The following is a 23,556-nucleotide window of genomic DNA, read 5'->3' as shown; positions in this document are numbered from 1 at the left end:
CGGCAGAACGGGCGGTAACTTCGAGTACAAAAAAACGAAGTAGTTCTTTCTGTAATTTTTTCTTTAATTTGCAGTGTGTTATCTTCATATTTAGAGGGTAACATATCTGCTAATCTAGTACAGCCCCAAAATGAATGAGTGGAGAGGATAGAGAAGAGAAGAAAAGAAAAGAAAAGAAAAGAGAAGAGGCTAGCGGAGTGTAATATTCTGCTAGCCTCTTGCGCCTTGGACGGAAATTATTTGATCTGTGTATAGAGTTGGATAACCGGGGCTTTTTCGCAGGCTTCTACCAAGGTTGGCACAATGCGGGTAAAGTGTGCAGAAGCGGAATGGGTATCCAATACAGCCTGGTTTTGCCATAGCTCGATAAAGCTGACTTGGTTGGATTGTTGGGTATTTTGGTATAAGTGGTAAGACAGGCAGCCGTTTTCCTTGCGAGTTTCGGCAATCAATTCGTCGCAGTGTTGCAGGAATTTATCCAGTTCGGCGGGTTTGACTTCGAATTGGGCAACTACAGTAATCATAATGACTCCTTAGTGTTATTTGGGTAGATGATGGGTAGCATTTGATTTAGGCTACCTGAAAGCAGTGTAACAGATTTTCTAGTTAAAGCCGCCGATTTCTTCATGCCGCATGCATTCAGCTTGCCGTGCTCCCATATTGTTTACTGCTTTGCTGCTTTATACGTAAAATGGACGTAGTCATGGTTAGTTTCTTTGGTTTTATTTTCTTTACATAAGGATAATAAAGGCTACCTGAAAATTTGATTTCAGGTAGCCTTTCTTTTATGACAGGGTTAATACCTATGTTTAGCCTTCATAGTGCTCGATACTGGGGCAAGAGCAAACCAAGTGGCGGTCGCCGTATACATCATCGATACGGTTTACGCTCGGCCAGAATTTGTTCTCGCGCACATAGGGCAGGGGGTAGACGGCTTCTTCGCGGCTGTAGGCACGTTTCCATTCGCCGGTTACATCGGCGGCGGTATGCGGTGCGTTGACCAGCGGGTTGTCGTCTTTCGGCCATTCGCCGCGCTGTACTTTCAGCGCTTCCTGCTTAATCTGTTTCATCGCAGCGATGAAGCGGTCGAGCTCGGCCTTGCTTTCGCTTTCGGTGGGCTCGATCATCAGCGTACCGGCTACGGGGAAGGACATGGTCGGGGCATGGAAGCCGTAGTCCATCAGGCGTTTGGCGATGTCCACTTCGGTGATGCCGCTTTCGGCCTTGAGCGGGCGTAGGTCGATGATGCATTCGTGCGCCACGCGGCCGTTTTTGCCGGTATAGAGCACCGGATAATCGGCGGAGAGCTGCTTAGCAACGTAGTTGGCGTTGAGCAGGGCGGTTTCGGTGGCTTGGCGCAAACCGTCTGCCCCCATCATGCTGATGTACATCCAAGTAATCGGCAGGATGCTGGCGGAGCCGTAGGGTGCGGCAGATACGGCACCCATGCCCACAGTAGCACCTTCCACCGGTGCCACAACGTGGCTTGGCGCAAACGGTGCAAGGTGGGCTTTCAAGCCGATGGGGCCCATACCAGGGCCGCCGCCACCGTGCGGGATGCAGAAGGTTTTGTGCAGATTCATGTGCAACACGTCGGCACCCACTTCGGCCGGCTGCATGATGCCGACTTGGGCGTTCATATTGGCGCCGTCCATATACACCTGGCCACCGTTCTCGTGGATGATGCGGCAGATGTCGCGGATGCCTTCTTCATACACGCCGTGGGTGGACGGGTAGGTAATCATCAGCGCACCCAGCGTATCTTTATGTTGTTCGGCCTTGGCTTTCAGATCGGCAATATCCACGTTGCCGTGCTCGTCGGTATCCACGATCACAATCTGCATACCGGCCATGTGGGCGGTGGCGGGGTTGGTGCCGTGGGCGGAGCGCGGAATCAGGCACACGTTGCGTTCGGGGTGGCCTTGCGCTTCGTGGTAGCGGCGGATGGTAACCATGCCGGTGTATTCGCCTTGCGCGCCGGAGTTGGGCTGGATACAGATGGCGTCGAAGCCGGTAACGGCCTTGAGCTGCTCTTGCAGGCCGTGGATCATTTCCAGGCAGCCTTGCACTTGTTCGCGAGGGGCAAACGGGTGCACGTTGGTGAATTCCGGCCAGGTAATCGGAATCATCTCGGCGGTGGCATTCAGCTTCATGGTGCAGGAACCGAGCGAAATCATGCTGCGGTTCATGGCCAAATCGCGCTCTTCCAGTTTTTTCAGGTAGCGCAGCATTTCGTGTTCGGTGTGGTAGCTGTTGAACACGGGGTGTTGCAAGATCGCGCCTTTGCGCTGCAGGTTTTCAGGTAGCCTGCTGGCGGGTGCGTTCTCGGGCAGGGCAGCCGCCTTGCCTGTGAACAATTCAACCAGTTGGGCAAACTCTTCGGCGCTGGAGGTTTCGCTGAAGGCGGCGGCCAATACGTTCTCACCAATGCGCAGCAGGTTGAAGCCGGCATCCAGCGCTTTTTGATACACACCGTCGGCTTGCGCCTTGCTGCCGAAATCCACGGCCACAGTATCGAAGAATACCGAATGCACCACTTTGCCGCCGGCAGCCTGTACCGCATCGGCAAAAGCAACAGCCAGTGCATGGATACGGCGGGCGATGCGGTTTACACCTTCGGGGCCGTGATACACCGCGTACATACCGGCCAAGTTGGCCAGCAGTACCTGCGAAGTACAAATATTGGAATTGGCTTTTTCGCGGCGGATATGCTGCTCGCGGGTTTGCAGCGCCATGCGCAGCGCCTGTTTGCCGGAGGCATCCACCGATACGCCGATGATGCGGCCGGGAGCGGATCGTTTGTCTTTATCTTTAAATGCGAAATAAGCAGCGTGCGGGCCGCCGAAGCCCATCGGGATGCCGAAGCGCTGGGTGCTGCCCAAGGCAATGTCGGCACCCAACTCGGCGGGTGCTTTCAGCAGCACCAGGCTCATGATATCGGCAGCCACGGCCACCACTGCGCCTTTGGCTTTCACAGCGGCAATCACATCGCCCAAGTCGGCCACGTCGCCGTCTTTGCCCACATATTGGAACAGCGCGCCGAAGTATTCGCCGTTGCGAGCGGTATCGAAATTGCCCACCACCAGCTCAAAATCGAAATATTTGGCTCGGGTTTTGATCACGTCCAGCGTTTGCGGGTAAACGCGCTCGTCCACAAAGAATTGGTTGGATTTGGATTTGCCCACGCGGCGCGCCATGGTCATGGCTTCGGCAGCGGCGGTGGCTTCGTCGAGCAGGGAGGCGCCGGCCAGCTCGAAGCCGGTGAGGTCGATACACACCTGTTGGAAGTTCAACAACGCTTCCAAACGGCCTTGCGACACTTCGGCCTGATAGGGTGTGTAGGCGGTGTACCAGCCCGGATTTTCCAGCACATTGCGCAGAATCACATTCGGCAGGCGGGTGGGGTAGTAGCCTAGGCCGATATAGCTTTTATTGATGCGGTTTTTGGCGGCGATGCCCTTGAGCTTGGCCAAGGCATCGGCTTCGCTTAATGCTTCGGGCAGCTGCAGCGAGCCGGGCATACGCACGCTTTGCGGCACGGTGTGCTCCACAAAGCTGCTCACATCTTTTTCGCCCAACGCGGCCAAAAGGGCGGCGCGGTCGGACAGGCTGAGGTGGCGGCCGATAAAGTCGTTGTGGTGGAAGAGTTCGTTAAACTTCATGATCCTGCATCCTTTCTGCTTGCTCAGTGTTGAGGTGGTGGGGGATTGGAACAGACGGTTGTATTGTAGCCTAAATTAGGGTGCTTGCGGCGGGTGTGGCAAAGATTCTGCCATTTTCTGCCGATGGTTTTCAGGTAGCCCCAGCAGGGGAAGCGGATAGATAATTTAGATGGCAACGATTCCTAAGGGACAGCGTTGGAAGAGACGTATGCCTTGTGGCCGGAAGGACGGGTTTGGATGTTCAGTCAGCAGGCGTTCCTGCCTGTTTGCGTGGGCTATGGCACAGCAGACTAAGGGGACGCCGCCGTGGGAGGGGTGCTGGGACTACCTGAAAATGCCGAACGGGTGTTTTCAGGTAGCCTTTCTGTTTATTCATCCCACTCTTCTTCGTCCTGCCAGGCCTTATCCAGTGCGTGGCGGATGGTGTCGTGGTCGAAGCCGCGGTAGGCGAGGAAGCGGGCGGCGCGTTGCTGTGCGGCGAAGTCGGCGGGGGGCTGTTTGAACTTTTTACGCAGCACGGCGCAGGCGGTGGCGCGTTCGCTGTCGTGCCCGGGCAGGGCGGCTTCGATGAGCTCGCTGTCCAGCTTTTGCTGTTGCAGGCCTTGGGCAAGGCGCAGGCGGCCGTAGCGGCTGCCTTTGCTGTATACGTAGCTTTCGGCATAGCGCCGGTCGGATTGCCAGTTGCGGTCGGCAAACTCTTGCAGCAAAGCGTCGATTTCGGCGGGGTCTTCGGCGTAGGGCGCGAGTTTGCGCCGCAGTTCGGCCTGCGACATTTCCCGACGCGACAACAAATCTAAGGCGCGGCTGCGCAGGGATTTAACGGCGGTCATCGGGGCGCAGGCGGTCGTAGATTTCGGGCAGGGTGCTGACGATCCAATCCGCGCGGGTGGCGGGATTTTCAGCTAGTTTGTCCATATCGGCATAGCCGTAGCGCACGCCGATGGCAAAACAGCCGGCGGCTTTGGCGGCCAGGATGTCGTTGCGCGAATCGCCCACCATCGCCATGTTTTCCGGCTTCACGCCCAATACTTCGGCGGCGTGCAGCAGCGGCGCGGCATCGGGTTTGCGCTGCGGCAGGGTGTCGCCGCCCACCACAAGGCTGAACAGGTCGGCCAGGCCTAGGCGGCGCAGCAGCTCGGCGGCCCAGGCTTCGCGTTTGTTGGTTACCACGGCCAGCGGGATACCGAGGGTTTTCAGGAGCTGGAGGCCGGTTTGCACTTCGGGGTAGATGTAGGTGTGGCGGTCGAGGTGTTCGGAATAATGTTGGGCGAACACGGCGAAGGCGCGCTGCCACACTTCGTCAGGGGCTTGGCCGTCCGGGTCGGCAGTGAGGGCGCGGTGTACGAGTTTGCCCACGCCGTCGCCCACATAGGACATCATCAGTTTTTCGTCGAGCAGGGGTAGGTTTTCGCTGCGGCGGGCTTCGTTGGCGGCAGCGGCGAGGTCGGCAAGGGAATCGACTAAGGTGCCGTCTAAATCAAAGGCGGCGGCGCGGATTTCGGGGCGGGTGTTCATGGAGTAGCCTCGGAGGTGTGATAAACAATGGTAGCGGATTTTAGCATGAGGCAGATAATAAGAAGGCTACCTGAAAGTTTCAGGTAGCCTTTTGGCTGTTATTTGAAGAATAGATCGCGATACACGGCATAAGGTACCAGCATCAGCAAGGGCATCACCACCAGCAGGCCGAGGAATATGGGAATCATGCCAACAATAAACAGCAGGCCCATCATCAAACTACAGAATACCGCACCGCCGATATTACGGCTGAAACCTTGCCAGCTCAGCAGTATGGCACGCTTGGGTGGTTCGTTTTCCAAGATAATCAAGGCTGGGGCGAGGAAGGTAAAGGCAGAATAAACTATGCCCAGTATAAGAAACAGTGCCATCACGGAAAGGCCGGCAGACATCATCTGTGCTTCATCTAGATCCAGATTGGCAGCACTGCTCACATCACCTACTTGTCCAACGAACAAGATGATTGCAGCAAGGTTGCTAATTAAAGCCACTACCGCGCCGATTGCGCCGATTATCGCCAGCGATTTGGTGTTTTCCTGAAAGCCGATAAAAATCTGGCCGAATTCAAAATCGCCTTCTTCTTCCAATTGTTTGGCAATAAAGGCAAAGCCGGCTATTTCAAATATGGAGATGGCCGCCTGCAGCAGGCCGCCGATATACGGAATCATGCCCAAGCCGATATTGATGGCGCCAAACAACAGCGCGGCGCCAATAAGTTTGCCCGGGCGCAGTTTGAACAAACGCCAGGCAGCGCCAATCCACTCTTTAGCATTACCAGCAGGCAAAGCCTGCGGCTCGGCCAAATAGTTGCCGTGGCGGGTGGAATCCGGTTCGCCGTTGGTGCGCGGCGGGGCATATCGGTTGAATTGTTGATTATCCATTATGGTTTCCCTGGTTGGTTGGAAGAGTAGGCGGTAGGCTACCTGAAAAAATTAGATGGCAAAATATTGTGGTTTTGGGGTTTCAGGTAGCCTTTTCAGGCTTACAACGCAGCGCGGATTTCCTGTCGGATTTTATCGAGGAAACGGCCTTGCGGCACGAGTTCGGCGGCTTGGGCGTAGTCTGCCTGCCGAAAGGCAGTACTGAGTTTGGTCAGCAGCCGAGCCTCTTCGGCAGCCACTTGGCTATCCAGTGCGGCAAGCCGTTCGGTGGAATTTGCAGCGCGGGCGGCGGCCAGCTCTTCGCGCCATTCCATTTGCTGCATCAGAAACTCGGGGTCGAAGGTGGTGCGCTCTTCGGAATCGGCCTGGATGCCTTGCGCCTGCAACAGCAAAACGGCGCGTTCCAGCGGCCGGCTGAGGCGGCGGTAGGCTTCGTTTACGGCAGCGGCCATCATCACGGCCTGCTTCTGCTCGAAGGCGGAAGCGGTGGCGGTTTTGTCGGGATGAAAGCGGGCGGCCAGTTGGCGGTAGGTTTGCTCCAGCGCGGCGGGATCGAGGTCGAATTGCGCGGGCAAGTTGAAAAGTTTGAATTCGCGCGGCATGTGTGTGCTTTCAGGTAGCCTGTTCTAAAGATGGAATATTGTATAGGCAAACGCCAAGATGAGGCTACCTGAAAACGGCGGCAGGTGGTTTTGCTGAGGTACGCTGCATCTGCTTTCGGGTAGCCTGCAAGCGCCGTCGGCTGGCGGAAGGGCGGCGGCTTGCTATACAATACGCGCCCTTACCGTTTGAAAGAAATGCGATTATGCCATACCAACAAGCCAGTATTCCGATTGGTGCCGACCGTGCCGAGCAGTTTTCCGATGCTTTAATGGCTGCCGGCGCATTGTCGGCCGCGATTGAAGATGCCTATGCCGGCACAGATGAAGAACAGGCTATTTTCGGCGAGCCGGGCGAAGAAAACGGCCAAATTTGGCAGTGCAGCTTGGTGATTGCCCTATTTGATGACCAATGCAACGTTGCCGCCGCCGTGGCCGCCGCGGCCAAGGAATGCCAGCTGGAAGTGCCGCCCTACCGCATCGAGCAGCTCCCGGAGCAGGATTGGGTGCGCCTCACGCAATCGCAGTTTGATCCCATCCGCATTTCCGGGCGGCTGTGGATTGTGCCCACTTGGCACGATATTGCCGACCAATCGGCCGTAAACCTGCGGCTCGACCCCGGCTTGGCTTTCGGCACAGGCAGCCATCCCACCACCCGCTTGTGCCTGCAGTGGCTCGATGAAAATATCCAAGCTGCCGACCGCGTGCTCGACTACGGCTGCGGCTCCGGCATTTTGGCCATTGCCGCGCTCAAACTTGGCGCTGCCGTCGCCGACGGCGTGGATATCGATGAGCAGGCCATTGTTGCCAGCCGCAGCAATGCCGAGCAAAACGAAGCTGCCGCCCGTTTTTTCCTGCCCGACGACTTACCGGAAGTGGAATACGATGTGGTGGTGGCCAATATTCTGGCTAATCCGCTGCGCCTGTTGGGCGGTATGCTGGCCTCACGCACCAAGGCGGGCGGGCGGATTGTGCTTTCCGGTATTTTGGAAGAGCAGGCCGAAGAGCTAAACGGCATCTATAGCGAATGGTTCGATATGCAGCCGCCGGTTGCCGAAGGCGGCTGGGTGCGTTTAGTGGGTGTGCGCAAAGTCGGATAACCTGCCGGTAGTGCCATAGAGCCGTTTCGAATGGGAGTGAAACTGGGCAAGCCAAGGCCGCGTATCCTTCTTTTTTGGAACGGCTAAATTCATGGCAAATGGTTTGGCGAGAGTGAACCGCCAGCATAAATCCCCTGCAAAATATACAAAAAACCGACAGTTAGCCGCTAAAAGGCTAACTGAAAATGGTAAAAGCGCATTAATTTTCTTAAAATAGCGGCCGAAACATCAGTATTTGGATTGCCGACACATGAAAACCGTCAAACTCAGTTGCCCCCGCTGCCAAGCGGAGAATCATTATGCCGTAGCCGATTTGCAGGCAGCCAACGGGCGGGTGCAGTGCAGCCAGTGCCGGCATGCCTTCACGTTAACGCGCAAGCCAAAAGCCCAGAGTGCGCCCGCTGCCAAAGCCGAGATTCTGCAGGAAGACGTGATTCACGCCAAAATGCCCCTGCACGAGAAACTTGCCCGCCTCAAACAACAATCTGCCGCCTTGGCGGCAAAGCAGGCGGGGCAAGACGCCGACGAATCCCTGCACACCCAGAAAAAACCGCTGGCTGCCGAGCTGGACGAAATCGACAGCCGCCTGCGCCGCCAGCGCATGGCGCTGGATAACGACACCGGCCACGCCATGCCCTTCAAATTGGCTGAAGCCGATCGCACTGCCAACAGCACCGATGCCATCGAAGCCCTGCTGCAACGCTCTGCTGCCCCCCCGCCGCCGCCCGCCGTGCTGCCCAGCATCGACACCCTGCTCAAAAGCGCGCAATCTGCCGCTGCCGGCCATGGGCAAACCCAAAACATCCACATCCAGGCCGAGAGCTTGGTGTTCAACTTAGTATCCGGCCGCGACCCCGGCGGCATCCAGCTGCCTGCCGCAGCCAAGCTGCCCGCCGTTATCGAGCAGCCCGCCGACAACCTGCTCTCTGCGCCTTCTAGCCATCCGAGTGTTCCTGCATCTGCCGCTGCCGTACACAGCGAATTCAACTGGACGCTGGCTTCGCTGGCCGCACTCACAGTATTGATTATGCAGCTGTTTTATTATTTGCTGATTATGAAGCACTAAATCACAGCGCCGAATATGAGAAGGCTACCTGACAACTAGAAAAACTGGTTTTCAGGTAGCCTTTTATCATAGTGGAAGTAAGGGGTAAGTTAATTTACTCATACCATATGAAAGGAAACTCCATGAATGCCATCTGACCCGATGACGTGTTAGATTTTTGGTTTAACCCGACCAATCAAGCATTTTGGTTTGCCGAAATGCAGCCGGAAGAGCGGCAGTTTATGTTGATGCCGCTCATGCATAGCGAAAGCCGCGCTATCCACCAGCAGGCAGTGGAGCTGTTTGCCCGCTATACCAATGAATACGTGCTGGATTTTGAGATCAAACATCGGGAAATCATTGAGCGTTTCGGCCGCTATCCGCACCGCAATGCGGTACTCGGGCGGCAGAGTACCGCCGAGGAGCTGGCATTTTTGCAAGAGCCGGGCTCATCGTTTTAAGTGCAGCTTCTGGTTCAGGGCAGGGAAAGGCTACCTGAAATCAGCAAAATTAAAAATATTGCCGGAAGGCAAGGAAGCTTGTTTTTCAGGTAGCCTGTTATTTAGGGTGGGTGTTAGACTGCTGGCAGTTTTTAGTTTTGCGGAGTATCCGCGGTTGATTGGGAGAAAATGATGAAAAAGATGATGTTGACAGCATTGTTGCTTACCGTTGGCGGCACGGCTTTGGCTCAGCAATATGGTTCGGCGCAGCAGATTCAGCGTTTACGCGGTGAAACCGTGCAACTGCTGAAAACGGCGCCACACGCATCCGACCGTGCGCTGATCGAGCAGTATAAGCTGCAAAATCTGGAAGGCAATATTTGGGAAGGGCTGTATGCGGAAGGCGACAGCCAACCGAGCACGGTGCCGAGCGGCTATTTCCTGTTTAACCGGCGTGGTTTGCAGGCCTACGTCGGCTGGGATAAGTTGGACGGCGTGCGCTGCCGGCCGTTGAATGGCTACCGCCAAGCGCAGTTGTGTACGGCGCCGCGTGCCGATCGACAGGCAGTGCGGGCATTCGAGCGACGGATGGCGGCGTTTTTGCAAGCGGCAGGATAGCTCGGCCGCTTGATTGATGTGCGAAATAAAAGCTACCTGAAAATTTTCAGGTAGCCTTTATGATGGAAGGACAGGCTTACAGTTTGCCGCCGGATTGGTTGGCCATATACACCACGGCAGCTTCCACGTCGGCATCGCTCAGGTTGGCATCACCGCCGCGTGCGGGCATGGTTTTGAAGCCTTGGATGGCGTGTTGCACCAAGGTGGCGCGGCCCTGTGCCAGGCGCGGTGCCCATTCGTCGTTGTGAGTGATTTTGGGCGAGTTGGGGAAGGCGGAATTGGCGGCGTGGCAGGCGATGCACAGTTTGTTGAACACGGCTTCGCCATTGGCTGCGGCAGATTGGCCGGCAGGGGCGGATGCGCCAGAGGCGGCGGCATCGCCTTTTTGTACAGCGGGGGCAGTGAAGTTGCCGCCGGATTGGTTGGTCATGTAGGCCACGGCGCGGGCTACCTCATCATCGGTGAGGGTACTGTCGCCGCCGCGTGCGGGCATTTGGCCTGCGCCGTTAAAGCCGTTGACGGCGTGGGCAACAAGGGTGTCGAAGCCTTTGGCGATGCGGGCGCTCCATTCGTCGTTGTGGGTAACTTTAGGGGCGAAGGCAACGTTTTTGTCGGCACCGTGGCATTGGATGCAGACTTTGTCGAACACTTGCTTGCCTTCGCGTTCGCCTACGGGCGTGCCATCGCCCATAGTGAGGCGGCCAGTGGGCTGAATGCGGGTTTCCACAGCGCTGGGCTGCATATCGGAAACGTTGCTGTAGTAGCCGGTGGTGGCAAGCTTAACCAGGAGGAAGAGGGTGATCAGCAAAACGAGCAGGCCGCCGATAAAGGTGATGGCGGCTGAGCCTTTGATGTTGTTAGCAGTGGTGTTCATGGTATGGGCTTTATGGTTTGTGGTCGTTATGGGCACATGTGGCAGCATGCTTGTTTATTGGTGTGAAACCTTTGCATAATCAGATGATTGAACGCTGTTTTTTGGAGTTACGTTTAATCCGGCTGATACAGGTTTGGTTTCGATTTGTAAGATTGTGCGAAATTATACTGAATTCGCTTATAGCTTCCAATCGTAAAATTCTATTCTGTGCCGCTTTGCCGCCGGAAGGAGACAAAATTTTTTGCCTTTGTGCCGGTTTTGGGTTAATCTTACGCGCTTCTCGCACCCATAGCTCAGTTGGATAGAGTGTCAGTTTCCGAAGCTGAAGGTCACAGGTTCGATCCCTGTTGGGTGCGCCAGTTATTTGGGAAGGCAGCCGGTTGGCTGCTTTTTTGTTGCGTAGCCGTTCTAAATCGACATGATACAGCGTTGATTTACCTAATTTTTATGCCAATAGGCGGCTATAAATTTCAGGTAGCCTTTCCAGTGAGGCTACCTGAAAGTTTTTAGAAGCGGAACGATGAGGGTTTTTTCACAGCGGGGCCGCCGAGGGCGGGGGCAACGGTGTCGAACATCACGCTTTGTTCGCAGCCGGCTTCGCCGTTGCATTGCACGAGCAGGGCGCGCATTACTGGCTCTTGGCCGACGATTACGGCCATGCGGCCGCCGGCAGGCAGTTTGTTGCGCAGGGTTTCGGGCATCACGGGGCAAGAGCCGCCCACGTAGATGGCACTCACGGTGGCGATGGGCGGGTTCATCAGGCCATCACCGATGCGGTAGTCAATATTGGTGAGGCCGAGGTGGTCGAGCACGGCTTTGGCTTTTTGCTGCTGGGCTTCGTCGGTGTCGACGGTAATGACGCGGCCGGCAAGTTTGGCCAGCACGGCGGTGGCGTAGCCGGAACCGGTGCCGATTTCGAGCACAGTGTCTTGTTTGGTGAGCTTCAGGCCTTGAATCAGGCGGGCAACCACTTTGGGCTCAAGCATGGCGCTGCCGTTGGGCAGGGGCAGGGAGAGATCGGCGTAGGCGTAGGCTTGCTGTTCGGGGGCAACGAATTGTTCGCGCGGCACTTCGGCCAAGGCGTCGAGAACATCGAAATCTAATACGCTCCAAGGGCGGATTTGCTGTTCGACCATGTTGAATCGGGCTTGTTCGAAAAAGTTCATTATTCTGCTCCGCAACGGGGGTGGTATGTGTTTGAAGACCGGATTATAAGCTAATTCGGTGTTTGTGGGCGGCAAAAGTGTGGCGGCAGAAAAGGCTACCTGAAATTTCAGGTAGCCTTGATTTTTACTGTTGCAGCTGGTTTAGCCTTGGCGCTGTGCATCCACGGCGGCCAGTGCCACCATGTTTACCAAGCGGCGCACGGAGGCGAGCTGGTTGATGATGTGCACAGGTTTTTTCATGCCCAGCAGAATCGGACCCACGGTTACGCCGTCGGGGCTGGCGACGCGCAGCAGGTTGCAGCTGATGTTGGCGGCTTCCACATTGGGCATCACCAGGAGGTTGGCGGCACCCTTCAGAGTGGAGTCGGGCATGCTTTGCTGGCGCAGGCTTTCCACCAAGGCGGCATCGCCCTGCATTTCGCCGTCGATTTCCAGCTGCGGGGCGGCTTGACGAATAAGTTCAAGTGCATGGCGCATTTTTTCGGCACTGTCAGAGGGCACGGAGCCGAAGTTGGAGTGCGACAACAGCGCGACCCTGGGCGTGATGCCGAAGCGTTGGATTTCTTCTGCACACATCAGCGTACTTTGGGCAATCTGCTCGGCGGTCGGATTGGCGTTTACATAGGTATCGGCGATGAACAGGTTTTGGCCGCCGAAAATCAGCGCGTTCATGGCGCAGGCGGTGTGTTCGGGGTTGTTGTAACCGACAACGTTGGAAACAATGCCGAGGTGGTGCTGGAAATGGCCGACTGTGCCGCACACCATGGCATCGGCATGGCCAAGCTGCAGCATGAGCGCGCCGATGAGGGTGGTGTTGGCAAGCACGCGGCGTTTGGCCAAATCGGGGGTGATGCCGTTGCGCTGTTGCAGGCGGTAGTATTCCTGCCAGTATTCTTGGTAGCGCGGGTCGTTTTCGTTGTTGACGATTTCGAAATCGCTGCCGGCGCGGATAGTGAGGCCCATTTTTTGGATACGGGCTTCGATCACCGCAGGGCGGCCGATGAGAATCGGCGTGGCCAGCTTGGCAGATACAATCTGCTGGGTGGCATGCAGCACGCGCTCGTCTTCGCCTTCGGCCAACACCACGCGTTTGAGGGCTTGGCGCGCTTGGGCGAAGATGGGTTTCATAAACAGGCCGGATTTATAAACAAACTCGTTCAGTTTTTCTTCGTAAGCGGCAAAATCGGCAATCGGGCGGGTGGTCACGCCGGAATCCATGGCGGCTTTGGCCACGGCAGGCGCCACGCGGGCGATCAGGCGCGGATCGAAGGGTTTGGGAATCAGGTATTCGGGGCCGAATTTCAGCTCGGCGCCGGTGTAGGCGGTGGCGACTTTATCGTTTTGCTCGGCCATGGCCAAATCGGCAATGGCGCGCACGGCGGCCAGCTTCATTTCTTCGTTGATGGTGGTGGCACCCACATCGAGTGCGCCGCGGAAGATGAAGGGGAAGCAGAGAACGTTGTTCACCTGGTTGGGGAAGTCGGAACGGCCGGTGCCGATAATCACATCGGGGCGGGCGGCTTTGGCTTCCGGCGGCCAAATTTCTGGCTGCGGGTTGGCCATGGCCAGCACGATGGGCGAAGCAGTCATTTGCTTGAGCATATCGGTGCTCAATACATTGGGGCCGGAGAGGCCGAGGAAGATGTCGGCGCCGGGCACGGCATCGCCCAGTTTGCGCCAGCCTTTGTCTTCAATGGCATAGCGCACTTTGCTGTCATCCATGCGCTCGCGGTCTTCACGGGTTTGGTATATCACGCCCTTGGAATCGCATACGGTGATGTTTTCGCGTTTCATGCCCAAAGCCACGAGCAAGTCGAGGCAGGCAATGGCGGCAGCACCGGCGCCGGAGCATACCAGGCGTACTTGGCCGATGTCTTTGCCCACCAGGCGCAGGCCGTTGAGGACGGTAGCGGCGGGGATGATGGCTGTGCCGTGCTGGTCGTCGTGGAATACCGGGATTTTGCAGCGTTCGCGCAGTTTTTTCTCAATATAGAAACATTCGGGCGCTTTGATGTCTTCCAGGTTGATGCCGCCGAAAGTGGGCTCGAGCGAGGCGATGATGTCCACCAGTTTTTCGGGGTCGGTTTCATTGATTTCGATATCGAATACGTCGATACCGGCGAATTTTTTAAACAATACGCCTTTGCCTTCCATCACCGGTTTGCTGGCCTCGGCGCCGATATTGCCCAAACCGAGCACGGCGGTGCCGTTGGAAACCACGGCTACCAGGTTGCCGCGTGCGGTGTATTTATAGGAATCCTGCGGATTGGCTTGGATTTCCAGGCAGGGAGCGGCCACACCCGGAGAATAGGCCAGCGACAGGTCGTGCTGGGTGGCCAGTGCTTTGGTGGGGGCTACCTGAATTTTGCCGGGCTGCGGATATTGGTGAAAATCGAGGGCGGCTTGTTTCAGCATATCGTCCATGGAATATAGTCCTTAATGATGGGTGGAAGAGTGAGGTTACCTGAAAGTGGAGGCATCAATAAAATGAAATCGTAATCTGCGCTGCTACGCCGAATAAAGCAACGATACCCGCAGCGGTTCTTGCTTCATACAGATTGAGCTAGGCTTGCTAGAAGGCAAGAAGGGCTTTAGCTGGATTGCTCGGTTTTCGGCGGATTGGGCGCCACCGGCTGCGGCATCGGCACCAGGCTCAGGCTATTGCCGCGTTTGGGGTACCAAATGCCTTGCACACGCCATTTGCCGGTGCCGTCTTCCAGGCGCACATACCAATGGTCGGCAGGGCGCAGGGTTTGGAAGACAGCGGCATATTCTACCCGATTCGCTGCAGCGGCGGCACTACCCTGCTGCTGCATTTCTACGGTTTGGTCGTATTCGCTGCGGGCAGGGTGCAGCCACAGCAGTTTGAGCGGTACATTAGGCTCGATATTGCCGCTGAGCAGGACTTTGGCGCGGTTGTTGTCGGGGCTGATGAGCAATTCGGCACGGATTTGCCGACGTTCGGCTTCTTCATCGCGTTCCATTTGCAGCGCGATATTTTTGCCTTCGCGGTAGTAGTCGTCGGTAACCAGCGAGGGATTGTTGCGGGTGGCGGCGAGGTGATAAGTATAGAAACCGGCCACCACCACAATAGCCGGGCCGGCCATCAGCAGCCACGGCCAAGGATATTTGTACCACGGTTTAGCCGGGCTGCGGCCAGCGTGGGGCGGGGTGGGCGTGCTCATGCGCTTATTCTCCGGTGAAGGTGCTTTTGGTGGTGAAGGTTTCAGCTTCGTTCGGCTTTTCGGGGTCGGCGTAGCGGAAGGTGAAGACGATGGGGTTGCTGCCCGGCTCAGCATAATCGGGCAGCACGGCTACCTGAACAGGAATGGAGATACTGTCGCTGCCGTTGAGGCGCAGGCCGCCTTCGGGCAGGCCGGTGATTTTGATGTCTTCCAAGCCGGCCACCGAAGCAGTGAGGATTTTGGTGTGTTCGCTGGCATTGGTAATACGCAGGTTGTAGGCGTTTTCTAGCCAGCCGTCTTGGTTTTGACGCACCATTACGCCCCGGTCTTTGATGATGTCGATGTGCACATCCTGGCGCAGCAGAAGACCGACCACCAAACCCACGGCCACTGCGGCCAACACCGCTCCGTAGCCCAACACGCGCGGGCGCAACATACGGCGCGGGATTTTGTTTTCCGGATAGTCTTTTTCCAACGCGCCTTCGGTGGTGTAGCGGATGAGGCCGCGCGGATAGCCCATTTTATCCATCACCTCGTCGCATACATCAATGCAGGCGGCACAGCCGATGCATTCGTATTGCAGGCCATTGCGGATGTCGATGCCCACCGGGCACACCTGTACACACAAGGTACAGTTGATGCAGTCGCCTAAATCAGAGTCTTCGCGCTGCACATTTTTCTTGCGTGCCCCGCGCGGCTCGCCGCGTGCCGGGTCGTAGGAAATAATCAGCGTATCGCGGTCGAACATGGCGCTTTGGAAGCGGGCGTAGGGGCACATGTATTTGCACACCTGTTCGCGCATGATGTGGGCAAACAGCCAAGTGGCTCCGCCATACAGCGTGGCGGCAATCAGCGCTGCGCCGGAAATGGCCGCCCAATTGAAGGTGAAGATGTGCGTTACCAGCGCGCGGATGGGGCTGAACCAGCCGGCGAAAGTAATGCCCGTCCAAGCGCACACCAAGAAAATCAGCAGATATTTGGTGGCCTTGATGCGGATTTTGGTGAAATTCCACGGCGATTTATCGAGCTTGAGCCGTTTGTTGCGGTCGCCCTCCACCAAGTGGTCGATCCACAGCATGATTTCGGTGTATACCGTTTGCGGGCAGGCATAGCCGCACCACAGGCGCCCGGCGATGGTGGTCCACCAAAACAGGCCGAAGGCCGAGAGAAGCAGCAGGCCGGTGAGGTAGATCAAATCGTTGGGCACTAGGGTGAAGGCGAAGATGTGGAAGCGGCGGCCGGGAATATCGAACCACACTGCCTGGCGGCCGTGCAGATTGAACCAGGGGGTAACGTAAAACACGAATTGCGTGGCCAGAATCGCCCACAGGCGCAGGTTGGCAAAACGGCCTTTGGCCAGCTTGGGGTGAATGCGTTTCGCGCCCTGATACAGGGAAATCACCTGTTCTTTGGGTGGTTGGGCTGCGGGTTGTGCCATGAGGGTGTTCCTTTGGGTAATTCTAAAAATTGTTATTGTTTATTAGTTGTTTAGCTGCTAATTGGTGTGGCAAATAGTTTGCCGGCAGGGCTTTGAACAATATAGGGGATTATACGCCGTGGCCGAAACCCTTGTCAGCCCGCTTGGTAGCTGTCGTTCGGGCTTGATAGATAAAGGCAATGGCCGCGAATGAGAGGCTACCTGAAAGTGCGAAATTAGGGTTTCAGGTAGCCTTTATTTTAAGTTTCTTGGTTGAGGACTATTGGACATAAATGCCTGATCTACGGTTTACAGTAATGGGGAGAGTTTTGCATGAGCGAGAGATTGCCCATCTTGCTACGGGCTGATGATGTGCCGATCGCCATATAAATTAGTGGGTAAACAAAGGCTACCTGAAAGGTTTAGCTTCGCAGGAACTTTGCTGCGCTGCGTTTTAGCTTCGCAGAAACTCACTAGCGTTCGTTTTAGCTTCGCAGAAACTCACTTCGTTCGTTTTCAGGTAGCCTTTATTGGCAGCAATCGCTTTTATTCCATGCTCTCAAACCCTGTTACTTCCAGCCCGAAGCCGGTGAGGCCGGTGAGGGAGGAGGGCTGGCCGAGTACGCGCATTTTTTTCACGTGGAGGTTGGCGAGGATTTGCGCGCCGATACCGTAGGTTTTGCTGTCCCACTGGCGGGTTTGGCTTTTGCCTTTGGGCAGGGTGCGGTCGAGTAGGGCGGCGCCGTCTTCGGTGCGGTGCAGCAGGATGGCTACGCCGTGTTCGGCGGCTTGGATGCGCTCGAGGGCTCGCGGCAGTGGCCAGGAGTGGCGGGGGTTGGTTTGCAGGAAATCCATGGCGCTGAAGGGCTCGTGTACGCGCACGAGGGTTTCGGTGTCGGGCTGCGGGCTGCCTTTCACTAAGGCGAGGTGGGTTTCGCCGGAGAGTTTGTCTACATAAACGTGCTGGCGGAAGTCGCCCCAGGGGGTATGGATGGGGCTGATGCCCATTTCTTCAAGCAGGGTTTCGGTGCGGCTGCGGTATTCGATGAGGTCGGTGATGGTGCCGATTTTGAGGCCGTGCTGCCGGGCGAATTCGGTGAGTTCGGGCATGCGCGCCATGGTGCCGTCGTCGTTGATGATTTCGCAGATAACGGCGGCGGGGATGAGGCCACACATTTTGGCTAAATCGACGCCGGCTTCGGTGTGGCCGGCGCGCACCAATACGCCGCCTTTTTGGGCGCGCAGGGGGAAGATGTGGCCGGGCTGGACGATGTCTTCCGGCCGGGCGGCGGGGGAAACGGCGGTTTGGATGGTCAGCGCGCGGTCGGCGGCGGAAATTCCGGTGGAAATGCCGTGGGCGGCTTCGATGGATACGGTGAAGTTGGTGCCGTATTGGGCGCCGTTGTGCTGGGTCATGAGGGGGAGTTTGAGTTTGTCTACCAGCTCTTCGGCCATCGGCAGGCACACCAGGCCACGGGCGTGTTTGATCATGAAGTTGATGGCTTCGGGGGTAACGAATTGGGCGGCCATGAGCAGGTCGCCTTCGTTTTCGCGGTCTTCGGCATCGGTGATGATGACCATTTTGCCAGCTTTGAGGTCGGCCAGGATTTCGGGGATGGTGGAAATGGGGGTGGACATGGGACGGGTATTCCTGTGGGTGGGTTGCGGGGCGGATGCGGGTGAACTGTGGTCGGTGTCGAGCCACAGCGCGGGCATGCCGGCGCTGTGTTCGATTTTGCGGGCTTTGCGCTCGCCGAAAGGCTTGTTTTTCAACAGGGCGGAGAGTTCGCCCTGGTTGATGCCGGTGGCAGAGACGAAATCAATCTGCCGGCCTTGGTGCAGGCGGTTAATCCATTCGCGCAGGTTGCGGCGGCGCAGTTCGGTAATATTGATGGGGCTGGGCATGGGCTACCTGAAATTTTAAGCGGGCGAATGCAGGCCGATGCGGTTGCCTTCGCTGTCTTCGATAAAGGCGGCAAAACCGTTGGCAATGGGAAATTTGGCGGTGAGTAGTTTGCCGCCGGCCGCTTCGGCGGCACGGGCTGTTTCGGTGCAGTCGGCGCAGTTGAAAAACACGGTGATGCCGCCGTGGCCGGAGGGTTGTGCAGCGGGGTCGTGCCAGAGCATGCCGCCGATGCCATATTGTTCCCAGGCGGGGGTGAACAGATACATTTGGCGTTGCGGGTCTTTGCCGGGCACTTCTTGCAGAGGCAGGCCGAACACGGTTTCGTAGAAGCGGGCGGCACGTGCTAAGTCTTGCGCATTGAGGGCAAACCAGCTTACGGGATTTTGCGGGGTATTGTTCATATAGCGATTCCTAGTGGTGTGGGTAGTAAACTCGGGCAACTATACGGCGCTTGGTTGGAAAAGTAAAGTTAGATTGGGGGGATGAAAAATTACTTTTAAGCAATATTCGATATTCGGTTTTCAGGTAGCCTGCCGGCGGCTGAAGGCTACCTGAAACCCCCGTCTTGCCGCTACAATACCGTCCATTCCAATCTTTCAGGTAGCCTCAAATGAACCCCGCCCATATTCCGCAAGCTCTGCGCGCCTTGCTCAGCGAACGCGAAATCATTGCCGACCCCGCCCCGCTGCTTGCCGACCGGCGCGGCCGCTACATTGGCCAGGCGGCAGCCGCCGTGATGCCCGACAGCGTGGAAAACGTGCAGAAGCTGGTGCGCTGGTGTGCCGAACACCGCGTGCCGATTACCCCGCAGGGCGGCAACACCGGCTTGTGTGGCGCGGCGGTGCCAAATGGCGGCATTTTGCTCAACCTCTCGCGGCTCAACCGCATCCGCAGCATCAGCCTGGCCGACAACGCCATCACCGCGGAAGCGGGCGCGATTCTGCAAAACGTGCAGGAAGTCGCGGCCCAAGCCGGGCGGCTGTTTCCGCTCAGCCTGGCCAGCGAAGGCTCCTGCCAAATCGGCGGCAACATCGCCTGCAACGCCGGCGGGCTGAACGTGGTGCGCTACGGCACCACGCGCGATTTGGTGCTCGGGCTGGAAGTGGTGTTGCCCGACGGCAGCCTGCTCTCCCACCTCGCCCCGCTGCACAAAAACACCACCGGCTACGACATCCGCCAGCTCTTTATCGGCAGCGAAGGCACGCTCGGCATCATCACCGCCGCCACGCTCAAGCTCTTCTCCCCGCCGCAAACCACCGCCACCGCCTGGGTCGGCCTAAATAGCATTGAAGACGCCGTACGCTTGCTCACCCACATCCAAGGCCGTTTCGCCGAGCGGCTGTGCAGCTTCGAGCTGGTGAGCCACCCCGCGCTTGCCCTCTCCGCCGCCTACAGCCGTCTCAGCCCGCCGATTAATGCCGAGTGGCACATCTTGCTCGAATTGAACGACAGCCTGCCGCGCCCCGAATTGGCCGACGATTTGGCCGGATTCTTGTTTGAACACGGCTGGGAAAACGCCGTGCTGGCGCAGTCGGAGGGAGAACGCGCCGAACTGTGGCGGCTGCGCGAAGACATCTCCGCCGCGCAAAAAGCGCTCGGTGCCAGCATCAAACACGACATCGCCGTACCCATTGCCCGCGTGGCCGAATTGGTGGCCAACGCCTCCACCGCGCTCAAGCAGGCCTATGAGGACATCGAAATCATCGTGTTCGGCCACCTCGGCGACGGCAGCCTACATTTCAACACCTTCTTGCCGCACATCCGCAGCAACCAAGCCTACGAATACGAAGACGGCATCAACCGCATCGTCTACCAACACACCCTGGCCTGCCAGGGCACGATTGCCGCCGAACACGGCATCGGCCAAGTAAAAAACCACTGGCTGCCCAGTGTGCGCAGCCCCGTGGAAATCGAGCTGATGCGTGCCATTAAGAAACAGCTCGACCCGCATAACCTGTTTAATCCCGGCAAACTGTTCCCGCCGGAGGCTACCTGAAAACTGCAGCAAGCCATATCGTTTACAAACAATCCGGTAGCCGCCCAAAAGGCTACCTGAAAACCGCTAACTAACAACACAAGGAAACCCAACCATGAACCAAGCCTTCAAAATCCGCTGCCCGCTGCCGCATTGCACCGGCTGGGTAACCCAGCTCGCCCCTGAAGACGGCTCGCTGTTTATGTGCGACGACTGCGGTCAAGTGTGGGAAACCAAAGCCGAGCTCGATGCCGCGATTGCCGCCATCATCGAGCGCTTCCCCTACCGCGCCGCCGTATACTGCCAAACCGCCGAAGGCTTCGCCGCCGTGCCCGAAGTCGAAGAACCGGCAGATTACGAAACACAGGTAAACCAAGAGCCGTGGGCTTGAAGCGATACGTTTCCCATTGCCGTTCGAATGCGGAAAAGGCTACCTGAAAACGAGCTACGCGAGTTTCTGCGAAGCTAAAATGAGCAAAGCGAGTTTCGCCAAAACGCAGCGCCGCGAAGTTTCCACCCAGCCGGAAATTTCAGGTAGCCTCCCGCCCGCAGCAGCATCCATCTTCCACCTGTGGAGTAGCAGCTATGTATCCGGTAAAACTGAAAACCGAAATTTACCAAGCCATTGCAACATTTTTAGATGCCTACAAGCGGCAAGACACCCAAACCTTGGCCGAGCAATTCGATATTCACGGCGAGTTTTTGGAAGAAATTGATGAAATGCTGGATTTCATTGAAGACAAAACCAAGCTATGTCTCTTCCCCTTGGAGGAGATGGATAAGTTTGAATGCGGCAGCACCGGCCTGAGCATCTTCGGCAATTTGAGCGATGATGAAGATGAAGAAGAGAGTGAGGAAGCAGAGCCGGAAAGCGAAGAAGAATCTGTGGGCGTGGAAGCCAAGCTGTATGAAGAGGGGGAAGCGCAACACATCGGTTATATTGTGGGCGAATATTATTTAAACGGCCAAGAGCCGGCCTTTATATTCCAATATTTCAGCGTGTAGCCCAACACGACAAAGGCTACCTGAAAATCCGCCCAGCGGTTTTCAGGTAGCCTTTTTCACTTTTTAAATCAAGCAATCAAGCCTTCATCACCTGTTTTAAAAACTGCTTCGCCCGCTCGCTGCTCGGATTGGTGAAGAACACTTCCGGCGTGTCCACTTCCACGATTTTGCCCTGATCCACAAAGATAATCCGGTCGGCCACTTCGCGGGCAAAGCCCATTTCGTGGGTCACGCACATCATGGTCATGCCGCTTTCGGCCAAGTCTTTCATCACTTTGAGCACTTCGCCCACCATTTCCGGATCGAGCGCGGAGGTGGGCTCGTCAAACAGCATCACTTGAGGCTCCATGGCCAGGCCGCGGGCAATGGCCACGCGCTGCTGCTGGCCGCCGGAAAGCTCGCCGGGCATGGCGTCTTTTTTGTGCGCTAGGCCCACGCGCTCCAAGAGTTGCAGCGCTTTTTCTTCGGCCTGGGCGCGGCTTTGCTTCTTCACTTTTATCGGCGATAGCACGATGTTTTCCAGCACGCTCAAATGCGGATAAAGGTTGAAATGCTGGAACACGAAGCCCACTTCGGCACGGATTTTGTTCAGGTCAGTGGCGGGGCTGGCCACGTCTACGCCATCTACCCAAATTTCGCCGCTTTGGATTTGCTCGAGCTGGTTTACGGTGCGGATGAGGGTGGATTTGCCGCTGCCGGAGGGGCCGCACACCACCACCACTTCGCCTTTTTTCACTTCGAGGTTGATGTCGCTCAGAACGTGCAGTTCTTTAAACCATTTGTTTACGTTTTTGAATTTAATCATTTTCTATTTCCGGAACGGCTGGGTTGTCGGTTGGAACAATCGGCGCGGGGCGGGATTGTGTTTTAGCCGGCCTTTTGGGCTAACAGGTTGGCCAAGGCTACATATTTTTCGGGCGCGATATGCTCGGCGCGCTCTTGCGGGCTGATGCCGGCGGCCTGCAAATCATTGTCGTCGGCGAGGCCTTTGAGGTTGTTGCGGATGGTTTTGCGGCGCTGGTGGAAGGCTTGTTTCACCAGGGCGGCGAATTGCTCGAAATCCTGCGCCTGCCCGATGCGGTGTTTAGCCGGAATCAGTCGCACCACGGCGGAATCGACTTTGGGTGCGGGGGAAAAGGCTTCGGGCGGCACGTCGAGCAGTTTTTCCATTTCAAAGAAGTATTGCAGCATCACGCTCAAGCGGCCGAAATCGTTGCTGCCGGGCTCGGCCACCATGCGTTCCACCACTTCTTTTTGCAGCATGAAGTGCATGTCTTCCACTTCGTCGGCATAGCGGCTGAGGTGGAACAGCAGCGGGGTGGAAATGTTGTAGGGCAGGTTGCCGACGATTTTTTTGCGCCCGAGCACGCTGGAGAAATCGAATTGCAATACGTCGCCTTCGTGGATAACGAGTTTGCCGGCATAAGGCCGGGTTTTCAGGTAGCCTATGATGTCGCGGTCGATTTCGCACACGTGCAGGCAATCGAGCTTGGCGGCCAGGGGCTCGGTAATCGCGCCGAGGCCGGGACCGATTTCCACTACGGTATCGGCGGGCTGCGGCCGCACGGCCTGGACAATATCGGCAATGATGCGGGAATCTTGCAGAAAGTTCTGCCCGAAGCGTTTGCGGGCGGTGTGTTGGGTCATAACGGTGAGCCGGGCGGCAGTTGGCGGGAAAAGTGCGGATTGTATCAGATTCGGCGGTGTGCTTGGGAGCTCTACAAAAAGCTTCTCTCTAACCTTTAATCGCATAATGCTTTGTGTTCATGTGGTATAAGCAGTGTTTCTTATGGCCTACCGAATTTAAGGTAGCCTTTCCCATTAATGTCCTGTTCGCCTTTGCGCCTTATGCCGGCGCAGGCACTTCCTTTTCTTTGCTTCGCCAAAGAAAAGGAAGCAAAAGAAAGGCGACTGCGGGCACAGGTTTAGCTTCGCTAAACTTCCCTCACTCTGCACAGTTTTTCGGGCGGGCTCGCAACTTGCGGCTACGCCGCTTCGGGCATGCAAGCCCTTGTTCCCCGAAAAACTGTGCTCCGTTCGGCTGTGCCAGCAGAGGGGGATAGACCCAACCGTTTGCATATAAGTTGTTAAGAAGCCTGATTGATAACGAGGGAGTGAGTTAGATATGGAGTGCCAAAAGGCTACCTGAAAATTTCAGGTAGCCTTTT

At 56.7% G+C, this 23,556-nt stretch carries 22 protein-coding genes, 1 tRNA gene and 1 pseudogene; 8 read left to right on the top strand and 16 right to left on the bottom strand.

The window, feature by feature from the left end:
- The 7 genes and pseudogenes from HMPREF2541_RS12040 to hscB all read right to left on the bottom strand — a co-directional run.
- A pseudogene (locus HMPREF2541_RS12040) lies at positions 1 to 88 on the bottom strand (IS1595 family transposase); the annotation flags it as partial.
- Positions 89 to 236: 148 nt separating this feature from the next.
- A complete protein-coding gene (locus HMPREF2541_RS09015; RefSeq protein ID WP_070543240.1) occupies positions 237 to 524 on the bottom strand; it encodes a putative quinol monooxygenase in 288 nt (95 codons plus the stop codon).
- A 285-nt stretch (positions 525 to 809) separates the two neighbouring features.
- Positions 810 to 3,662, bottom strand: a complete 2,853-nt coding sequence (gene gcvP / locus HMPREF2541_RS09010) for an aminomethyl-transferring glycine dehydrogenase (RefSeq protein WP_070543237.1) — start codon at positions 3,660 to 3,662, stop codon at positions 810 to 812.
- Positions 3,663 to 4,030: 368 nt separating this feature from the next.
- On the bottom strand, positions 4,031 to 4,492 hold the full coding sequence (recX, locus tag HMPREF2541_RS09005; protein WP_003822196.1) for a recombination regulator RecX: 462 nt from the start codon (positions 4,490 to 4,492) through the stop codon (positions 4,031 to 4,033).
- Positions 4,479 to 5,177 carry a phosphoglycolate phosphatase gene (locus tag HMPREF2541_RS09000; protein WP_049258669.1) on the bottom strand — a complete coding sequence of 233 codons (699 nt, stop codon included), beginning with the start codon at positions 5,175 to 5,177 and terminating at the stop codon, positions 4,479 to 4,481. The genes recX and HMPREF2541_RS09000 overlap by 14 nt, the downstream gene beginning before the upstream one ends.
- A gap of 98 nt (positions 5,178 to 5,275) precedes the next feature.
- Positions 5,276 to 6,058, bottom strand: coding sequence for a BPSS1780 family membrane protein (locus tag HMPREF2541_RS08995; RefSeq protein ID WP_003822194.1), 783 nt, complete (start codon positions 6,056 to 6,058; stop codon positions 5,276 to 5,278).
- Positions 6,059 to 6,159: 101 nt separating this feature from the next.
- Complete coding sequence (gene hscB / locus HMPREF2541_RS08990) at positions 6,160 to 6,660, bottom strand: Fe-S protein assembly co-chaperone HscB (RefSeq protein ID WP_070543235.1); 501 nt, start codon at positions 6,658 to 6,660, stop codon at positions 6,160 to 6,162.
- 203 nt (positions 6,661 to 6,863) lie between these two features.
- Here hscB and prmA point away from each other — a divergent pair, with 203 nt between their 5' ends.
- The 4 genes from prmA (at position 6,864) to HMPREF2541_RS08970 (ending at position 9,860) form a co-directional block, all read left to right on the top strand.
- Entirely contained in the window at positions 6,864 to 7,757 is an 894-nt protein-coding gene (prmA, locus tag HMPREF2541_RS08985) for a 50S ribosomal protein L11 methyltransferase (protein WP_070543232.1), read from the top strand.
- 250 nt (positions 7,758 to 8,007) lie between these two features.
- On the top strand, positions 8,008 to 8,823 hold the full coding sequence (locus HMPREF2541_RS08980) for an MJ0042-type zinc finger domain-containing protein (protein WP_070543229.1): 816 nt from the start codon (positions 8,008 to 8,010) through the stop codon (positions 8,821 to 8,823).
- Positions 8,824 to 8,969: 146 nt separating this feature from the next.
- Positions 8,970 to 9,263, top strand: coding sequence for a DUF924 family protein (locus HMPREF2541_RS08975; RefSeq protein WP_305765346.1), 294 nt, complete (start codon positions 8,970 to 8,972; stop codon positions 9,261 to 9,263).
- Between the two features lie 180 nt (positions 9,264 to 9,443).
- The gene (locus HMPREF2541_RS08970; protein ID WP_143336547.1) at positions 9,444 to 9,860 is read left to right on the top strand and encodes a hypothetical protein; all 417 of its coding nucleotides are present in this window, start codon (positions 9,444 to 9,446) and stop codon (positions 9,858 to 9,860) included.
- A 76-nt stretch (positions 9,861 to 9,936) separates the two neighbouring features.
- Here HMPREF2541_RS08970 and HMPREF2541_RS08965 read toward each other — a convergent pair whose 3' ends face one another.
- Entirely contained in the window at positions 9,937 to 10,734 is a 798-nt protein-coding gene (locus HMPREF2541_RS08965) for a c-type cytochrome (RefSeq protein ID WP_049258673.1), read from the bottom strand.
- A gap of 282 nt (positions 10,735 to 11,016) precedes the next feature.
- Between HMPREF2541_RS08965 and HMPREF2541_RS08960 the strand changes: the two genes are divergently transcribed.
- Positions 11,017 to 11,093: transfer RNA gene (locus HMPREF2541_RS08960), tRNA-Arg, on the top strand.
- Between the two features lie 147 nt (positions 11,094 to 11,240).
- On the opposite strand, the gene HMPREF2541_RS08955 is transcribed toward HMPREF2541_RS08960, so the two are convergent.
- From HMPREF2541_RS08955 to HMPREF2541_RS08930, 6 genes are all read right to left on the bottom strand, one after another.
- Positions 11,241 to 11,900, bottom strand: coding sequence for a protein-L-isoaspartate O-methyltransferase family protein (locus tag HMPREF2541_RS08955; RefSeq protein ID WP_070543226.1), 660 nt, complete (start codon positions 11,898 to 11,900; stop codon positions 11,241 to 11,243).
- Between the two features lie 141 nt (positions 11,901 to 12,041).
- The gene (locus tag HMPREF2541_RS08950) at positions 12,042 to 14,324 is read right to left on the bottom strand and encodes an NADP-dependent malic enzyme (RefSeq protein ID WP_070543224.1); all 2,283 of its coding nucleotides are present in this window, start codon (positions 14,322 to 14,324) and stop codon (positions 12,042 to 12,044) included.
- Between the two features lie 167 nt (positions 14,325 to 14,491).
- Complete coding sequence (locus tag HMPREF2541_RS08945) at positions 14,492 to 15,085, bottom strand: FixH family protein (protein WP_023886194.1); 594 nt, start codon at positions 15,083 to 15,085, stop codon at positions 14,492 to 14,494.
- 4 nt (positions 15,086 to 15,089) lie between these two features.
- On the bottom strand, positions 15,090 to 16,523 hold the full coding sequence (ccoG, locus tag HMPREF2541_RS08940) for a cytochrome c oxidase accessory protein CcoG (RefSeq protein ID WP_003822180.1): 1,434 nt from the start codon (positions 16,521 to 16,523) through the stop codon (positions 15,090 to 15,092).
- Positions 16,524 to 17,048: 525 nt separating this feature from the next.
- The gene (gene ribBA / locus HMPREF2541_RS08935) at positions 17,049 to 18,407 is read right to left on the bottom strand and encodes a bifunctional 3,4-dihydroxy-2-butanone-4-phosphate synthase/GTP cyclohydrolase II (protein WP_070543221.1); all 1,359 of its coding nucleotides are present in this window, start codon (positions 18,405 to 18,407) and stop codon (positions 17,049 to 17,051) included.
- Between the two features lie 15 nt (positions 18,408 to 18,422).
- On the bottom strand, positions 18,423 to 18,809 hold the full coding sequence (locus HMPREF2541_RS08930; protein WP_070543218.1) for a VOC family protein: 387 nt from the start codon (positions 18,807 to 18,809) through the stop codon (positions 18,423 to 18,425).
- Between the two features lie 209 nt (positions 18,810 to 19,018).
- Here HMPREF2541_RS08930 and HMPREF2541_RS08925 point away from each other — a divergent pair, with 209 nt between their 5' ends.
- The 3 genes from HMPREF2541_RS08925 to HMPREF2541_RS08915 all read left to right on the top strand — a co-directional run bounded on the left by HMPREF2541_RS08925 (position 19,019) and on the right by HMPREF2541_RS08915 (position 21,388).
- The gene (locus tag HMPREF2541_RS08925) at positions 19,019 to 20,404 is read left to right on the top strand and encodes an FAD-binding oxidoreductase (RefSeq protein ID WP_070543216.1); all 1,386 of its coding nucleotides are present in this window, start codon (positions 19,019 to 19,021) and stop codon (positions 20,402 to 20,404) included.
- A 94-nt stretch (positions 20,405 to 20,498) separates the two neighbouring features.
- Positions 20,499 to 20,774 (top strand): hypothetical protein, encoded by a 276-nt coding sequence (locus HMPREF2541_RS08920; protein WP_070543213.1) that lies wholly within the window; start codon positions 20,499 to 20,501, stop codon positions 20,772 to 20,774.
- A gap of 194 nt (positions 20,775 to 20,968) precedes the next feature.
- Complete coding sequence (locus HMPREF2541_RS08915) at positions 20,969 to 21,388, top strand: hypothetical protein (protein WP_070543210.1); 420 nt, start codon at positions 20,969 to 20,971, stop codon at positions 21,386 to 21,388.
- 76 nt (positions 21,389 to 21,464) lie between these two features.
- Here the strand turns inward: HMPREF2541_RS08915 and HMPREF2541_RS08910 are convergent, their stop codons facing one another.
- Both HMPREF2541_RS08910 and rsmA read right to left on the bottom strand, forming a co-directional pair.
- The gene (locus tag HMPREF2541_RS08910; RefSeq protein ID WP_003822169.1) at positions 21,465 to 22,193 is read right to left on the bottom strand and encodes an amino acid ABC transporter ATP-binding protein; all 729 of its coding nucleotides are present in this window, start codon (positions 22,191 to 22,193) and stop codon (positions 21,465 to 21,467) included.
- 62 nt (positions 22,194 to 22,255) lie between these two features.
- Positions 22,256 to 23,035 carry a 16S rRNA (adenine(1518)-N(6)/adenine(1519)-N(6))-dimethyltransferase RsmA gene (gene rsmA, locus HMPREF2541_RS08905; RefSeq protein ID WP_023886202.1) on the bottom strand — a complete coding sequence of 260 codons (780 nt, stop codon included), beginning with the start codon at positions 23,033 to 23,035 and terminating at the stop codon, positions 22,256 to 22,258.
- Between the last annotated feature and the right edge of the window lie 521 nt (positions 23,036 to 23,556).

The organism is Eikenella sp. HMSC061C02 (assembly GCF_001809035.1).
Lineage (GTDB): Bacteria > Pseudomonadota > Gammaproteobacteria > Burkholderiales > Neisseriaceae > Eikenella > Eikenella corrodens.
Note: the sequence above shows the minus strand (reverse complement) of the source record. Positions and strands in the feature narration are given on the sequence as shown.

Excerpts from the sequence above, each read along its gene's own strand:
- HMPREF2541_RS09015 (WP_070543240.1), bottom strand. The coding sequence starts at position 524 with ATGATTACTGTAGTTGCCCAATTCGAAGTCAAACCCGCCGAACTGGAT.
- gcvP (WP_070543237.1), bottom strand. The coding sequence starts at position 3,662 with ATGAAGTTTAACGAACTCTTCCACCACAACGACTTTATCGGCCGCCAC.
- recX (WP_003822196.1), bottom strand. The coding sequence starts at position 4,492 with ATGACCGCCGTTAAATCCCTGCGCAGCCGCGCCTTAGATTTGTTGTCG.
- HMPREF2541_RS09000 (WP_049258669.1), bottom strand. The coding sequence starts at position 5,177 with ATGAACACCCGCCCCGAAATCCGCGCCGCCGCCTTTGATTTAGACGGC.
- HMPREF2541_RS08995 (WP_003822194.1), bottom strand. The coding sequence starts at position 6,058 with ATGGATAATCAACAATTCAACCGATATGCCCCGCCGCGCACCAACGGC.
- hscB (WP_070543235.1), bottom strand. The coding sequence starts at position 6,660 with ATGCCGCGCGAATTCAAACTTTTCAACTTGCCCGCGCAATTCGACCTC.
- prmA (WP_070543232.1), top strand. The coding sequence starts at position 6,864 with ATGCCATACCAACAAGCCAGTATTCCGATTGGTGCCGACCGTGCCGAG.
- HMPREF2541_RS08980 (WP_070543229.1), top strand. The coding sequence starts at position 8,008 with ATGAAAACCGTCAAACTCAGTTGCCCCCGCTGCCAAGCGGAGAATCAT.
- HMPREF2541_RS08970 (WP_143336547.1), top strand. The coding sequence starts at position 9,444 with ATGATGTTGACAGCATTGTTGCTTACCGTTGGCGGCACGGCTTTGGCT.
- HMPREF2541_RS08965 (WP_049258673.1), bottom strand. The coding sequence starts at position 10,734 with ATGAACACCACTGCTAACAACATCAAAGGCTCAGCCGCCATCACCTTT.
- HMPREF2541_RS08955 (WP_070543226.1), bottom strand. The coding sequence starts at position 11,900 with ATGAACTTTTTCGAACAAGCCCGATTCAACATGGTCGAACAGCAAATC.
- HMPREF2541_RS08950 (WP_070543224.1), bottom strand. The coding sequence starts at position 14,324 with ATGGACGATATGCTGAAACAAGCCGCCCTCGATTTTCACCAATATCCG.
- HMPREF2541_RS08945 (WP_023886194.1), bottom strand. The coding sequence starts at position 15,085 with ATGAGCACGCCCACCCCGCCCCACGCTGGCCGCAGCCCGGCTAAACCG.
- ccoG (WP_003822180.1), bottom strand. The coding sequence starts at position 16,523 with ATGGCACAACCCGCAGCCCAACCACCCAAAGAACAGGTGATTTCCCTG.
- ribBA (WP_070543221.1), bottom strand. The coding sequence starts at position 18,407 with ATGCCCAGCCCCATCAATATTACCGAACTGCGCCGCCGCAACCTGCGC.
- HMPREF2541_RS08930 (WP_070543218.1), bottom strand. The coding sequence starts at position 18,809 with ATGAACAATACCCCGCAAAATCCCGTAAGCTGGTTTGCCCTCAATGCG.
- HMPREF2541_RS08925 (WP_070543216.1), top strand. The coding sequence starts at position 19,019 with ATGAACCCCGCCCATATTCCGCAAGCTCTGCGCGCCTTGCTCAGCGAA.
- HMPREF2541_RS08920 (WP_070543213.1), top strand. The coding sequence starts at position 20,499 with ATGAACCAAGCCTTCAAAATCCGCTGCCCGCTGCCGCATTGCACCGGC.
- HMPREF2541_RS08915 (WP_070543210.1), top strand. The coding sequence starts at position 20,969 with ATGTATCCGGTAAAACTGAAAACCGAAATTTACCAAGCCATTGCAACA.
- HMPREF2541_RS08910 (WP_003822169.1), bottom strand. The coding sequence starts at position 22,193 with ATGATTAAATTCAAAAACGTAAACAAATGGTTTAAAGAACTGCACGTT.
- rsmA (WP_023886202.1), bottom strand. The coding sequence starts at position 23,035 with ATGACCCAACACACCGCCCGCAAACGCTTCGGGCAGAACTTTCTGCAA.